At 66.5% G+C, this 14333-nt stretch carries 8 protein-coding genes; 6 read left to right on the top strand and 2 right to left on the bottom strand.

What is annotated here, in order from left to right; all coding sequences use genetic code 11:
* Nucleotides 1-3: 3 nt before the first annotated feature.
* The 3 genes from rpmA to ychF all read left to right on the top strand — a co-directional run bounded on the left by rpmA (nucleotide 4) and on the right by ychF (nucleotide 2960).
* Nucleotides 4-285: a 50S ribosomal protein L27 gene (gene rpmA, locus ACPDIT_RS10690; protein WP_423443337.1), complete on the top strand. Its 282-nt coding sequence runs from the start codon at nucleotides 4-6 to the stop codon at nucleotides 283-285.
* Nucleotides 286-414: 129 nt separating this feature from the next.
* The gene (obgE, locus tag ACPDIT_RS10685; RefSeq protein WP_423443335.1) at nucleotides 415-1596 is read left to right on the top strand and encodes a GTPase ObgE; all 1182 of its coding nucleotides are present in this window, start codon (nucleotides 415-417) and stop codon (nucleotides 1594-1596) included.
* Between the two features lie 260 nt (nucleotides 1597-1856).
* Nucleotides 1857-2960, top strand: a complete 1104-nt coding sequence (gene ychF / locus ACPDIT_RS10680) for a redox-regulated ATPase YchF (RefSeq protein WP_423443333.1) — start codon at nucleotides 1857-1859, stop codon at nucleotides 2958-2960.
* 79 nt (nucleotides 2961-3039) lie between these two features.
* Here the strand turns inward: ychF and ACPDIT_RS10675 are convergent, their stop codons facing one another.
* Nucleotides 3040-4749, bottom strand: coding sequence for a 4Fe-4S dicluster domain-containing protein (locus tag ACPDIT_RS10675; RefSeq protein WP_423443331.1), 1710 nt, complete (start codon nucleotides 4747-4749; stop codon nucleotides 3040-3042).
* Nucleotides 4750-4780: 31 nt separating this feature from the next.
* The gene (locus ACPDIT_RS10670; RefSeq protein WP_423443329.1) at nucleotides 4781-5725 is read right to left on the bottom strand and encodes a DUF362 domain-containing protein; all 945 of its coding nucleotides are present in this window, start codon (nucleotides 5723-5725) and stop codon (nucleotides 4781-4783) included.
* Nucleotides 5726-7786: 2061 nt separating this feature from the next.
* Here ACPDIT_RS10670 and ACPDIT_RS10665 point away from each other — a divergent pair.
* Genes ACPDIT_RS10665 through ACPDIT_RS10655 form a run of 3 tightly spaced genes read left to right on the top strand, consistent with a single transcriptional unit; the run spans nucleotide 7787 to nucleotide 14302 of the window.
* The gene (locus ACPDIT_RS10665; RefSeq protein WP_423443327.1) at nucleotides 7787-10924 is read left to right on the top strand and encodes a PSD1 and planctomycete cytochrome C domain-containing protein; all 3138 of its coding nucleotides are present in this window, start codon (nucleotides 7787-7789) and stop codon (nucleotides 10922-10924) included.
* Between the two features lie 57 nt (nucleotides 10925-10981).
* The gene (locus ACPDIT_RS10660; protein WP_423443325.1) at nucleotides 10982-12451 is read left to right on the top strand and encodes a DUF1501 domain-containing protein; all 1470 of its coding nucleotides are present in this window, start codon (nucleotides 10982-10984) and stop codon (nucleotides 12449-12451) included.
* Between the two features lie 9 nt (nucleotides 12452-12460).
* Entirely contained in the window at nucleotides 12461-14302 is a 1842-nt protein-coding gene (locus tag ACPDIT_RS10655) for a c-type cytochrome domain-containing protein (RefSeq protein ID WP_423443323.1), read from the top strand.
* The last annotated feature ends 31 nt before the right edge of the window (nucleotides 14303-14333 follow it).

Here is a 14333-nt window from a genome sequence, read left to right as displayed (position 1 = left end):
CATATGGCACACAAAAAGGGTCAGGGCAGTGTCCGCAACGGCCGCGACAGCAACAGCAAGCGGCTGGGCGTCAAGGCGTTCGGTGGGGAGTTTGTCACGGCGGGCAGCATCCTGGTCCGGCAGCGGGGCACGAAGTTCGTGCCCGGGTTGAATGTGGGGGTGGGCCGGGACTGGACGCTGTTCGCGCTGAAGGACGGCCGGGTGAAGTTCGACAAGCAGGGCCGGCGGGTCAACGTGATCCCCGAAGCCCCGGTGGCGGCCACGGCCGAGCCGGCCAGCAATTGAGGCGTCTTTGGACCGATCGCAGCCGGCGAGGCCGCTTGCCTCGCCTTTTTTCTTGCGCGGCACTGCGGCAACGCGCGACTGCAGCCGGTGAGGTGGGCCGGATGTGCATCCCCCCTGTCCCTTCGCTTTGTGTTTGTTGACGAGGTCAAGATTTACGCCCGTGCCGGACACGGCGGCCGGGGCTGCGTGGCCTTCCGTCGCGAAAAATTCCGTCCCAAGGGCGGTCCGGACGGTGGCGACGGAGGCGACGGGGGCAGTGTGATTTTGCGCGCCGACCATGACCTCAACAATCTGATTGCCCAGTACTACCAGCCGCGACTGATTGCGGAGGATGGCGAACACGGGATGGGCAAGGGCATGAAGGGTCGGTCGGGACGCGACCTGATTGTGCCGGTGCCCTGTGGCACGCTGGTCTGGCGGTTGCACCCGCCCGAGCCGGCCGAGCCGCCCCCCTCCCAAAGCAGCAAAACCGTCTTGCCCACGTCGGTCCGGACGCCCTTTCCCTATGCCGGACGGATGACCGATCCGAAGCGAGAGCCTCTCCCCCTTCCACCCCGCGTGAGCGGCCCGATCCGCGGCGTGTTGGTGGCCGATCTCACGGAACACGGTCAGGAGTTCGTGCTCTGCCGGGGCGGTCGCGGCGGTCTGGGCAACAAGCACTTCGCCACGCCCACTCGACAGGCTCCGCGCTTTGCCCAACCGGGCGAGCCGGGGGAAGAGGGCGAGTTCCTCCTGGAACTGCGGATGATTGCCGATGTGGGTCTGGTGGGATATCCCAACGCGGGCAAGTCCACCCTGCTCACCGCAATCTCGCGCGCACGCCCCAAAATCGCACCCTACCCGTTTACCACGCTGCACCCTCAGATCGGGATTGTGGAATACCCCGACTACCGTCGGCTGGTCGTCTGCGACGTGCCGGGACTGATCGAGGGCGCCCACCGTAATGTGGGGCTCGGCCACGCCTTTCTCCGGCACATCGAGCGGTGCAAAGTGCTGGTCATCCTGCTGGACATGGCCGGCACAGACGGCCGCTTCCCCTGGGACGACTATCGGCACCTCTTGGAGGAGCTGGAGCTGTATGACCCGGGGCTGCTCGATCGACCGCGTCTGGTGGTGGCGAACAAAATGGACGAGCCGGCCGCCGAGGGTTATTTGCGCCGGTTCAAACGTCGGGTACCGCATACGCCCGTTCTGACCATGTCGGCCGCCCTAGGCGAAGGGGTGGAACGATTCAAGCGAGCCATCCGACAGGCCGTGGACGAGGCCGCCACCGGCAGCCCCGTGTCGGCTCCGGCCCGCCTCGCGCCCTGAACGGGGTTCTGCCTCCCTTCGGAGCTCGGCGCGTGCTGAATCGCGCGGGTGTGGCAGGCGCGCCGTGGAGCTCCGGTTCCGGCCGAGCGGAAAGGACGGCCGCAAGAACTCTTGCCGCGCAAAGAAGCGGAAAACAACTCCTCCGGCCCTCTGCCCTCCGCAGGTCTCGGGGCGCCCCTGCAAAGAAAGAGTCGCGGAGACCAAACCCGGACCGGCGCTTTTGCCTACCCCATCGACACTCGCGGCGCTAAAGTTGGCTTATGCTGAAAGCCGGGATCATCGGGCTCCCGAACGTGGGCAAGTCCACGCTCTTCAATGCCTTGTTGCGCGCCCATCTGGCCCCGGCGGCCAACTACCCGTTCTGCACCATCGAACCGAACCGCGGGGTGGTCGCCGTGCCGGACCCGCGTCTGGATGCCCTGGCGCGCGTGGTGGATGTGCCGACCCGCGTGCCGGCCGCGATTGAATTCGTGGACATCGCCGGGTTGGTTCAGGGTGCCTCCCGCGGGGAGGGTCTCGGCAACCAATTCCTCAGCCACATTCGCGAAGTGGACGCCCTGGTCCATGTGGTGCGATGCTTCGAGGATCCGGACATCGTCCACGTGACCGGGGTCCCTGATCCGGTGCGTGACATCGAGATCGTACTGACCGAGCTGGTGTTGGCGGATCTGGAACAGCTGCGACGACGTCGGGAACGAATCAGCCGCGAGGTGCGCAGCGGCGACAAACATGCCGTGGCGGAGGATCATCTGCTGGCGCGGCTGCAGGTTCACCTGGAGCAGGGCCGTCCCGCCAACACCGCCGGGCTCACCCGCGAGGAACAAGCCCTACTGGCCTCCTGTCCCCTGCTGACCCTCAAGCCCACCATCCTTGCGGCCAACGTTCACGAGAGCCAACTCGCGGGCGCGGAGCAGGATCCCAGGGTCATGGCCGTGCGCCGGTACGGCCGGGAACATCATGGATACGAAACCATTGTGGTCTGTGCCCAGCTGGAAAGCGATCTGGCAGATCTGAGTCCGGAGGAGGCGCAGGAGTACCTCAAGAGTCTGGGGGTTCGGGAAACCGGCGTGGCGGCACTCATCCGCGCGGCCTATGCCCTGCTCAACCTGAGAACCTTTTTCACGTTCAACGAGAAGGAAGTGCGGGCATGGACCGTGCCGGCCGGTACTCCCGCGGCCCGCGCGGCCGGTCGGATCCATTCCGACTTCGAGCGCGGTTTCATCCGGGCCGAACGCGTTTTTTGGAAGGACCTGGTGGAGGCGGGGTCGGTGGCGCTGGCCCGGGAACGCGGCCATTACGCACACGAGGGCCGCGACTACGAAGTGCAGGACGGCGATGTCCTGCTGTTTCGTTTTCACGTCTGACCGCCCCACACCGACGGGACTGGCCGCCACTCCGGGAATCGGGGCAGCGGTTTCCGGGACGGCTGACCCCGGTTCTTCCTCAAAACGGGAAATCCTCCCGCGGGGCCGGCGCCGCGGCGGGCGTGTCGGCCCATTTCTCGGCCCGGCCATGCTCGGCCCAACCACGCACGCGAATGGCACGCACGGGCCGGACGGGACAGGCAAATTCACAGGCGCCGCAGCCGATGCAGAGTGCGGGGTTGATGGCGGGCACGCGCAGGTGGTCTTTGTAGGGTTTGGGGAACACGGCCTGCGTGGGACAGTGCTCGGAGCAGGCGACACAATCCGTCCCCTTGGTCACCACCACGCACAGGTCCAACGTCAATTCCACCTCGCCAATCTTCGTCAGTTTCTTTTCCTCAAGGGGCAGCGGCACGATGGCCCCGGTGGGACAGACCTCTCCACACCGGTGGCATTCGTAGTTGCAGTAGGCCTTGTGATAATCCATGCGGGGCCGCAGCAAGCCGGCCGGGCCGTACTCGAGCACCGCGGGTTGGAGCACGCGCGTGGGACAGGCGGCCACACACAGCCCGCACGCGGTGCACTGGCGAAGGAACCGTGACACGCTGCGCGAGCCGGGCGGACAGGCCGGGGAAAGCGACGCCGCGGGGACAACCGAGGGCGCAGCGCCTTCCGGAGTCCCGGCACTTTCGGAAGCCCGACTCCGACGCCCGGGCCAGCTCACCAGGGCCAGGAACAACAGCAAAAACCGGCGCCGCGAGGGTCCGACGGTGGACGTCGGCACCGGAACAGGAGAAGAGCCACCCTGCGGACCGGTTCGCCGGCCGGTGACGAAATGAACCCCGCGTTCCGGGCACACGGCCAGGCAGTCCAGGCACAGAATGCAACGCGAATAGTCCAGCGCTTGACGGCGGAGATCGATGCATTGGGCCTTGCAAACCTGCAAACATTCGCCGCACTTGCGACAGAGGGCCGGACTCAATTCCAACCGCCAGCGCGCCCGCCGCGCCAACCAGCCCAGCAACGTGCCCACGGGGCAAATGGTGTTGCAATACAGCCGCCCCCGTGCCGCCGCCAGACCCAGAATGGCGGCCGTCATCGCCAGCACCACCGCGGTCGCCGCGCCCCAGTGCCACAACGATTCCACCCGGTACCAGTGGCCCCAGCCCACGGCATGCGCCAGCGGAGTGAGTTCGTTGCCCACCCAAACCACAATCGGCCGCAACAGTTGCATGCCCAACCGGCCGAACAAACTGTACGGGTCCAGCCACGCCAGCGTGACTCCCCCGGTGAACACCGCGCCCACGGCACAGATCCAGAAGACACCCCAGCGCAGCTTCCGCGCTTCGGGGACGTAGAGGAGCCGCTTCCGCGGCCGGAGCCATTGTCGCAGGCGCCAGACCGCGTCCTGGAAAAGCCCTAGCGGGCAGAGCACCGCACAGTAAACCCGCCCGCACAAGAGGGAGGCCACCACGATCGAAGCAGCGGCCAGGGCCATCCCCGTACCTGCCGCCCACGCCAGAAGAGAAGGCACGAACTGCGTGCTGGCCAGTCCCCGGGCCAGCCATGGCGGCACGGATTCCCACGCATCGGTGAAGATCCAGAGGAACGCGCCCAGCACCAGCGTGCCCACCCCCACCCGCAATCGCCGAAGCCAGCGCCGCCGGCCCCCGGGTGCAGGCGACCCGACCGGGCACGGCGGTGCCGTGCTCTCGTGCGTGGGGGTCGGTAATTCCGGGGTCCCCACGGATGCGGGCGAGCCGGGGGCAGAAGGTTTTACCGACGCCATGGGACCGTGCCGCCGTTGACCCGATGCGGCCTTACGCCAATTTGATGCGGCGCACTTCCACCAGATCCAGATTGACCTGGCCCACCCCAAGTTCGGTCGCCGCGGTCAGGTGACGGATCGTGGCCGGGTCGAGATTCAACATCCGTGCCCCGGCGGCATCGGCTGCCACGCCGTCCGTGGACACCAACAGGGTCCGCATCTCCACGCAATCTTCGACACTGCGGCCGCGCGGGCCGTTGCGCACCATCGGATGATAGGCGTCCACGATGTTCAGATGGGGTTTGCGCAGCGTCATGAAGTCGGCGATGCACTGGTGCAGGTCGTTGGCGTGGTAATAACGCCGGTCCCACACCACGCCCATCAGGTTTTTGAGACAGGCGGTGATGATGCCGCCGCTGTGCGTCTTGAGCACGGGCACGTTGATGATCACATCCGCCTCCAGATACAGCTCGTGCACCTTGGCCTCGCGCAGCTTCACGCCGTTCGGGATGGCCACGTTGCGGTACAGGGATTCGTCCTTGCCATTGACGATGGTGGCCCCGGCCTTCTTGGCGGCCGGCTCGATGCCGCTGGTCTCGTAGGCGCGCCGCCACTGATCCACGGTGTTGTCAAAAACACTCACCGACCTGGCGCCCGCCTCGAAACAGAGCTCGATGATGCGCGCCACCAGCTCGGGATGCGTATTGGCCCCGCGCTCGGGCGGAACGTCCCAACCGATGTTCGGCTTGACCACCACGGTCTGGCCGCGCTTCACGAACGCGCCCATCCCGCCCAGTTCCGCCAGGGCGCGATCCAACATCGCCACCCGCGAACCGTCCCGCACCGCCACCAGAACCGGTCGCGGTCCGTCGGCGGAGCGCGGGGCCGGCTGAGGGGACGAAGTCGTTTCCGCAGAGAACAAACGTTCCAGACCTGCCAGCGACAGCATGGCTCCGGCCGCCGCCGTGGTTTTCAGGAATTCACGTCGCGTTTTCATGGGACCTGACTGGTTCGATTCTGCAACACCCTTTGTCGTCTGACGGCACCCTTACCGGGACCCGCCGCTGCCGCAAGCAATCCCGACGAGAATGTCCAGATCCGAGAAAAGAATGCCAAAAAAGGACAAGGTCCGGGCCCGGCGCGCCGCGCGAGCCGGCGTGACAATACCCTGCGGGAGCGGCGGGGTTTGCGCGCCGCCCGGGTCGCGTGCTCCCGTGGGCATGTTTGTCCAGACAGCCGGAACACCGGCGAACCTCTTGGCCGGGCCACGTGGAAAGCAGGTCCTGGTGCCGCTGGATTCTCGATGGCCATCGCGTGCCCACTGGTGCGTCGGGTGCGGTGAGGACGGGAGTTGGCAGCCGGAGGTCCGTGGCCACAGTTGAAAAACGTGGGTGTTGCCAAAGCGCAAATGCTTGTCACGCACCCTCCGAGATTCGAGGAAGCTGGATCAGAAAATCGCACCGGGTCCGCATCAGCACAGCCTCTTCCTGCCTGCAAACCCGGCCAACAGCCGGCTTGCTCGCCCCGACCTTCGAGCAGAGAGGCCGGAGCGGTAACTGCACGGGTGGCGGAGTTGGCAGGGTGAGCTCGTGGGTTGCAGCTTGCACGACCTGCACCCTGTTTCGGGGCAAGTCGTTCCATCCGGGGGCCACGCGGGCGCGTCGCGGTGATCTCCCATGGGATGCGACAGGTGAACGGACCATGCGAATTCGCGGGGTGAGACACGGCCTCGACTCACCCTCGCGGCACGCGGGTTGTTTCATTCCGTGCGGGTAGGAAGGGTGGACGCCGTACCGGCCGCGCAAGTCGGATGGATTCACGGTGTGCCCCCTCGAACAGGCCCGCGGAAGTCAACCGCGGGCTCTGTCTGATCGCGGCAGGCCGGCCTCCTTGGCCGTGTACCACCGCCCACTCAGGAGGGCCGGCGATCGGACCGGTTGCCCGGGACACGAACGGCGGTTGCAATCTACCGAGAGCTTCTCTGCCTTCCGGCGCATTTTTGGGGCTCCGGACTCAAGGATCGGAATGAAATGGCCCTTCCCCTCGGTTTTGCTGTGCCAGGAGGGCGTGAAATGCTACTGAGCTTTCGGCTGTCCACGATCTGAAACGAGGCCAGCAGCAGGTCAGCAGTGTCAACGGCCCTGCCTGCGCTTACGGTGCAAGCCACGATTCCAAACGAGTTCCCGCGAATTCACTCCCGCCAAACGCGCCAAAGGGGTCGGACAAGGTCTCGCGCCTTCGGCGTGCCGTAGGTTGGTCGAACTGAGCGCGAATGCACGAGGTGCGGGGTGACCAAATTGCCCGGAAACCGGATGAACGGTGCGCCTTCGGCGCGTTGCGTGTCCGCCCCTTCGGGGCAGGAATTCACCAGCCCAGGGCGAGGCCCTGGGGGACCGGGTCGCCGTCATTCCTCCCGCCCTGAGGGGGCGGAATTCAATGTGGCTCGCCAAGCCCTTGGGATGGGGGTCCTCGGGTTGTGCCCTTTCAGGACGCGATGGGGTTCGGGGCTTGAGTCGCCGGCACGTTGCCCCGGGCTGGCGAATGGAATGCGCCTTCAGCGCGCCGTGGATTCGCCCGAAGGGGCGCGGGCGGCCCAGGGAACCGCTTTGGGCGACCAGACTCCCTCGGTGCCGGGTGAATGATTGCCCCAGAGGGACGGGAATTCACCGGCCCGGTTCCCGCCCTGGGCAACGAGATTGCGTCAAAAACCGACGAACGGTTGCGCCTTCGGCGCGGAAAATGGCCTGTGCGATCCAAGGACAGCGGCGGACGGATCCCCGTTTTGAGGTTCGGACCAAGGGTCCCGAAGAGACGCCGTTTTGCGCCGGCTTTTCCGTTGTGGAGGACGCCTGCAATTCCCTCGAGCCCTCGGAGGTGTCCAAACGTCAAAACGCGCGGCCGGGCTTTCTCCGGAAAAGCATTTGACGGGGGGTGCTGGATTCTTAATGTTCTGCATGAACCAGCCTGTTGGCGGGGCGGGTGGCTGGCTCGGTCCGTCACGTCCGGCGGGTCAGCCGCTCTTGCGCCCGGCCAACGGGGGTGGCCGACAGAACGGCAGATGCAACCACCGGGTCCTCAACCACGCGCGAAGCGGTGGAGACGCAGGTTACTTACCGGCCTGCTCTGTGCCGGGGCTTGGGCCGGTGCCGGAGCCGACGAACCGCTCCAATTCAACCGGGACATCCGGCCGATCCTTTCGGAGAACTGCTTTCACTGTCATGGATTCGACAGCAACCATCGAAAGGCCGATTTACGTTTGGACAGCTTCGAAGGGGCCACCGCTCCGCGCAAAGGGCGGCCGGCCATCGTCCCCGGCAAACCCGAGGAGAGCGAATTGTGGCACCGGATCACGGCCCGCGACCCGTCCGATCGCATGCCGCCGCCGGACTCGGGTCATGCGCTGACGGAACAGCAGATCGAGCGGCTGCGGCGTTGGATTGCCGAAGGTGCCGTCTATCAGAAGCACTGGGCGTTCGAACCGCCCCGGCGACCGGCCCTCCCGCGTGTGCAACGGCAGGACTGGGCCCGATCGCCCGTGGACGTGTTCATCCTGGCACGTCTGGAAGCCGAGGGCTTGCAGCCCTCGCCCGAGGCATCCCGCGAAACGTTGATCCGGCGCGTCACTCTGGATTTGACGGGGCTGCCGCCCACGCCGGCCGAAGTGGATGCGTTTCTGGCCGACACGCGGCCGGATGCCTACGAACGGCTGGTGGATCGTCTGTTGGCCTCGCCCCGCTACGGCGAGCACATGGCGCATTACTGGCTGGACGCGGCCCGTTACGGGGACACGCACGGGTTGCACCTCGACAACGAACGGTCCATGTGGGCTTACCGGGATTGGGTCGTGGCCGCCTTCAACCGCAACCTGCCCTTCGATCAATTCACCGTCGAACAGCTGGCTGGGGATTTGCTCCCGCAACCGACGCGGGACCAGCTCATTGCCAGCGGCTTCAACCGCTGCAATGTCACCACCAGCGAAGGGGGCGCCATCGACGAAGAGTTTCGCGTGCGCTATGCCGTGGATCGTGTGGAAACGGTGGGCACGGTCTGGATGGGCCTGACCCTGGGCTGTGCCGCCTGCCACGATCACAAGATCGATCCCATCAGCCAAAAGGAGTTCTATCAGCTCTTCGCCATCTTCAACAACATCGCCGAAAATGCCATGGACGGAAACGCGTTGTTGCCGCCGCCGTGGTTGCCGTTGCCCACCCCGGAGCAGGAAGCCCGGTTGAAAGCCCTGGACCGGGAGCGCGAGCAATTGCAGGCGGCGCTGGCGCAAGCCGTGAGCCGGTTGGACTACCGTGACCCCGCGGAGCAATCCCCGCCGCCGGTCCCGCAAACGCGCGAGACGGTTTGGATCGACGACGAGTTCCCGCCGGGGGCCGAACCGCAGATCAATCCCGGGACACCGCCGAACCGCTGGATCACCGCGGCCGAGGGACCGGTTCATTCCGGTCAGCGGAGTCTGGAGCGGAAAGGCCAGGGGGTGCACCAGGCCTTCTTTCCCAATTGCAATCAACCGCTCGTCCTCGGCACCGACGACACGCTTTTCGCCTACGTGTACCTGGATCCCGACACCCCGCCCACGGCGGTCATGTTGCAGTTTCATGTAGACGGGCAGTGGTCGAAACGCGCCAATTGGGGGGATCCGAACGCCATCCCGTACGGCCGGGCCGGCACGCCGGAAAAACTGTTGCAGGGCGACCTGCCCCCGACGGGCCGGTGGGTCCGACTCGAAGTGTCCACCCGTCAATTGCAACTGGCCGCGGGCACCCGCATCACCGGGATGGCCTTTACGCAATTCGGCGGGCGGGCCTGGTGGGATGCGGCCGGGCTGCGCACGGTGCAGGATCCGACGCGGGATCCGGGTCTGTCCCTGCAGGCGTGGTGGGAACAGGAACGGGAGCGAAAGGACCGGTCCAAGTTGCCCGAATCATTCCGTGCCTGCCTGGAGAAACCACTGGGCCAGCTGAGCGCGGAGGAGCGGGCAGCGATCCGGACGCATTACCTGCGGGAAGTGCACGCCGGGGCGCCCGCCGTAACGGAGCTCCGCCAGCAGATCGCGCGGGTCCAACGCGAGAAAGCCGAGCTGGAGAAGCAGATCCCCGGGACGATGATCGCACGGGAGCTGGACACGCCGCGTCCCGCGCACGTCCTTATTCGGGGTCAGTATGACAAGCCCGGCGAGCCCGTCGGGCCGGGGGTGCCGGCCGTGTTGCCGCCCCTGCCGCCCGCGGAAAAGACCAATCGGCTCACGCTGGCCCGCTGGTTGGTCAGCCCGGAGCATCCGCTGACCGCGCGCGTCACCGTGAATCGGTTCTGGCAACAACTGTTCGGCCTCGGGCTGGTTCGGACCAGCGAAGATTTCGGGCTGCGGGGCGAGTGGCCGTCGCATCCGGAATTGCTGGACTGGCTGGCGGTGGAGTTTGTGGAAAGTGGCTGGGACGTAAAACGCCTGTTGCGGCTGCTGGTCACGTCGGCCACGTATCGTCAGAGCTCGCGGGTGACGCCCGAGCTGCTGGAACGCGATCCGGAGAACCGGTGGTTGAGCCGCGGGCCGCGCCACCGGCTGGATGCCGAAGTGGTCCGGGACAGTGTCCTGTTTGTCAGTGGATTGTTGAACCTGCAGATGGGCGGGCGCGGGGTCCGGCCGTATCAGCCGCCCGGCATCTGGGAGGCCGTCGGTTACACCACCAGCAACACGGCCCGCTACGAACAGGATCACGGGCCGGCCTTGTACCGTCGCAGCCTCTACACGTTCTGGAAACGCACGGCGCCACCGCCGTTCATGGTGTTGTTCGACGCTCCCTCGCGCGAACAGTGCACCGTGCGCCGGGAGCGGACCAGCACTCCGTTACAAGCGCTGGCGCTCATGAACGATGTGCAGGTGGTGGAGGCGGCGCGGCACCTGGCCACCCGCATGTGGCGCGAGGGAGGCAACGCGGATCGGGATCGGCTGGCGTACGGCTTCCGCCTGGTGACGGCACGCGCTCCCACGAGCCTGGAGGCCGACGTGCTGGTGGAGAACCTGGAGCTGCAACGGCTCCGGTACCGTGCCGACCGCGCCGCGGCGCAGGCCCTGGTGGCCGTGGGCGAATCGCCCGTGCCGGAGGATGTGCCGGTGACCGAACTGGCCGCCTATACCCTGGTTGCCAATTTGCTCCTCAACCTCGATGAGTTCGTTACCAAGAATTGAACCGGCTCGTCCCGGCTGCCTGTCGCAGTTGCGATCGAGCCCTGCGTCGGAGGTGCCATGACACCGTGGATCGAGTTTGCCCAGCGCATGACCCGTCGGGCCTTTTTCAAGAGCACGGGCCTCGCCGCCGGCCGCATCGCCCTGGCCACCCTGATGTTGCCGGAGCTGCTGCGCGGCGCCGACAAACCACAAGCCCGTGCCCATCCGGGCCTGCCCGGCCTGCCCCACTTCAAACCCCGCGCCCGGCACCTGATCTACCTCTTCATGAACGGGGCCCCTTCGCAGATCGATCTGTGGGATTACAAACCCCGGCTGCAGGAACTGTACGATACCGATCTGCCCGACTCGGTGCGCCAGGGCCAACGCCTGACCACCATGACTTCGGGGCAAAAGCGGTTCCCCGTGGCCCCTTCGATCTTCAAGTTTGCCCGGCACGGCAAGAGCGGCATCTGGGTCAGCGAACTGTTGCCCTACACCGCCCAGGTGGTGGACGAACTGGCGGTGATCAAAACCGTGCACACCGAGGCCATCAACCACGACCCGGCCGCCACCTACCTCCTGACCGGCAGTCAGATCCCGGGCCGACCCAGCCTGGGCGCCTGGATCTCCTACGGGCTGGGCAGTGAATCCGAGAATCTGCCCGCCTTCGTGGTGATGACGCCGCGGTGGTCCTCGAAGCGGGACGCGCAGGCCCTGTATCAGCGGCTGTGGGGCTCCGGCTTCCTGCCCGCCCGGTATCAGGGCGTCCCCTTGCGAGCCGTGGGCGATCCGGTGCTGTTCCTCAACAATCCCGGTGGCGTGGATGCCGCCGCGCGTCGCACCATGCTGGATGGTCTGGCCCGACTCAACCAAATGGCCTACGAACGGAGCGGTGACCCCGAAATCCAGACCCGCATCGCACAGTACGAGATGGCTTTTCGCCTGCAAACGTCCATCCCGGAACTGACGGATCTGGAAAACGAGCCCCGGTCCGTGCTCGACTTGTACGGGCCGGAGGTCACGGTCCCCGGCACCTTTGCCGCCAGTTGCCTTTTGGCGCGGCGGCTGGTCGAACGCGGGGTCCGGGTGGTGCAAATCCTCCACCGCGAATGGGACACGCATGAAAACCTGCCGCGCGACCTGTCGCTCCAGTGCCGCGACATTGATCGCGCCTGCCGGGGGTTGATCCTGGATCTCAAGCAACGGGGCCTGCTGGAGGAGACCCTGGTGGTTTGGGGTGGCGAATTCGGTCGAACGGTTTACTGCCAGGGCGAGTTGACCCGGACCAACTACGGTCGCGACCATCATCCGCGGTGTTTCACCATGTGGATGGCCGGCGGCGGGGTTCGGGGCGGCCTCGTGTACGGCGAAACGGACGATTTCAGCTACAACATTGTGCGGGATCCGGTGCACATTCGGGATCTGAACGCCACCATCCTTTATTGCATGGGCATCGACCATCGCCGGCTCACGTACCGGTTTCAGGGCCTGGACCAGCGCCTGACCGGGACCGAGGAAGCTCGTGTCATTCACGGCATTTTGAGCTAAAACATCGGCATGAGCGCGGCGGACTGGTCGCTCTTTCTGGGTCGGTTCCATCCGCTCTTGGTGCACCTGCCCATCGGGCTGGTGATCGCCCTGGTGTTTCTGGAGCTGGTGGCCACGTTCCGGCCCCGGCGCGCCGTGGTACGGGCCGCGGCGGGCCCGTTGCTGGTTTTGTTGGTCCCCACGACGCTGGCGGCCGCTTTGTGCGGTTGGTTGTTGGCCGCGCCGGGCGGCTACGATGCGGCCCTGCTCCAAAAGCATCGCTTCACGGGTCTGGCGGTGGCCGTGCTGACCTGCTTGATGGCCCTGGCCCACTCGCTGCGTCGCTCCGGTCTGTATCGGTTTTTCCTGGTCGCCTGCTGCGCGGTGCTGGTGCCGGCCAGCCATTACGGCGGCTCGCTCACCCACGGCCGCGATTACTTGACGCGATACGCGCCTGCCTGGTGGAAAGCGTGGCTCGGTCCACGTCCGTCGGCCGCTGCGGATGTCGGACCCGCGAGCACGGACCCTGCCGCGTTCGACATTTACCTCCACGGCATTCAACCGGTGTTCGATCGGTACTGCGTCAGTTGTCATGGGTCCGAGAAGGCACGAGGCGGGTTGCGATTGGACCACGCAGCCGGGTTGTGGATCGGAGGCGATTCCGGCCCGGCGATCGCCCCCGGCCAGCCCGACGCCAGTCTGTTGTTGCAACGCATGCGGCTGCCGTTGGACCACGACGATCACATGCCCCCGGAGGGCAAACCGCAGCCCGAACCGGCAGACCTGGACCTGTTGGCATGGTGGATTGGCGCAGGGGCTCCGACCAATCGCACCCTGGCCGAATTGACGCCGCCCGAGCCCATCCGACAGCGCCTGCTCCGGACCTCCGTCTCGACTTCGCGCGAAGCCGCTCCGGGCACACCCGCGCAGGCCGCGGCACCATTGCCGTCTGCGGAATCGTTGCGGCCCAGGATCGAGGCCCTGGTTGCGGAGCTCGGGATCGCCATCACGCCCCTGGCGTCCGAGGACCCCTGGCTTCAGGTCAATGCCGCCGTCGCGGGCCCGCGCTTCACCGACGCTGCGCTGGGCCGGTTGGCCGCCGAACTGGGGCCGCACATCCGCTGGCTCGATCTCAGTGGCACGGCCATCACGGACGCCGGCCTGGCCGCCCTGGCCGCCATGCCCCGTCTGGAACGGCTGCAACTCGACCGCACCGGTATCACCGACGCCGGCCTGGCTGCCCTGCGCGGGTTGGCCGAGCTGGAATCGCTCAACCTCTACGGCACCGCCATCACGGAGACCGGTCTGACCGTGCTGGCGGAACTGCCACGGCTGCGCCGGCTCTATTTGTGGCAGACCCGGGTGCGCCCGGAGGCCGTGCAAGCCCTGCAGCAGGCACGGACACAACGGCCGGAACTGCAGGCCTGGCAAAGGGAGCTCGAACAGTTGCAGGCCCGATTGGAGCAGGCACGGTTGATCGTGGAGCTGGGCACCGAGCCCGACCCGCCGCTCCCGGCTCCCGGCGTGCCCATCAACACCATCTGCCCGGTCTCGGACAAGCTGGCCGATCCCACACGTACCGTTTGGCACGAGGGCCAGTTGGTTGCCTTTTGCTGCACCAACTGCATCGCCGCGTTCCAGAAGGATCCGGCCCGTTACACGCCCCGGCTGGCCCAACTGGCCAACCCGCCTCCCGGCCAACTGGGCAAGCTCCCCGCCAATCGCAACTGCCCGGTCTCCGGGCAACCCGCCAAGCCCGAGGTCACCGCCGTGCACGGCGGGCGTTTGATTGCCTTTTGTTGCACAGACTGCCGTGCAAAATTCCTGGCCGACCCGGCCCGGTATTTGGCGCGTCTGGATCCACCGCCCTGAGCCGCTGCAAAAAGCCCCGCGGGCTGTGCGA

Source organism: Limisphaera sp. VF-2 (genome assembly GCF_049537125.1).
In the GTDB taxonomy this organism is placed as follows: Bacteria; Verrucomicrobiota; Verrucomicrobiia; order Limisphaerales; family Limisphaeraceae; genus Limisphaera.
This window is presented reverse-complemented; position numbering and strand designations above follow the sequence as displayed.

What these genes read in the sequence shown, in the direction of transcription:
- rpmA (WP_423443337.1), top strand. Translation starts at nt 4, where the DNA reads ATGGCACACAAAAAGGGTCAGGGCAGTGTCCGCAACGGCCGCGACAGC.
- ychF (WP_423443333.1), top strand. Translation starts at nt 1,857, where the DNA reads ATGCTGAAAGCCGGGATCATCGGGCTCCCGAACGTGGGCAAGTCCACG.
- ACPDIT_RS10675 (WP_423443331.1), bottom strand. Translation starts at nt 4,749, where the DNA reads ATGGCGTCGGTAAAACCTTCTGCCCCCGGCTCGCCCGCATCCGTGGGG.
- ACPDIT_RS10670 (WP_423443329.1), bottom strand. Translation starts at nt 5,725, where the DNA reads ATGAAAACGCGACGTGAATTCCTGAAAACCACGGCGGCGGCCGGAGCC.
- ACPDIT_RS10665 (WP_423443327.1), top strand. Translation starts at nt 7,787, where the DNA reads ATGCAACCACCGGGTCCTCAACCACGCGCGAAGCGGTGGAGACGCAGG.
- ACPDIT_RS10660 (WP_423443325.1), top strand. Translation starts at nt 10,982, where the DNA reads ATGACACCGTGGATCGAGTTTGCCCAGCGCATGACCCGTCGGGCCTTT.
- ACPDIT_RS10655 (WP_423443323.1), top strand. Translation starts at nt 12,461, where the DNA reads ATGAGCGCGGCGGACTGGTCGCTCTTTCTGGGTCGGTTCCATCCGCTC.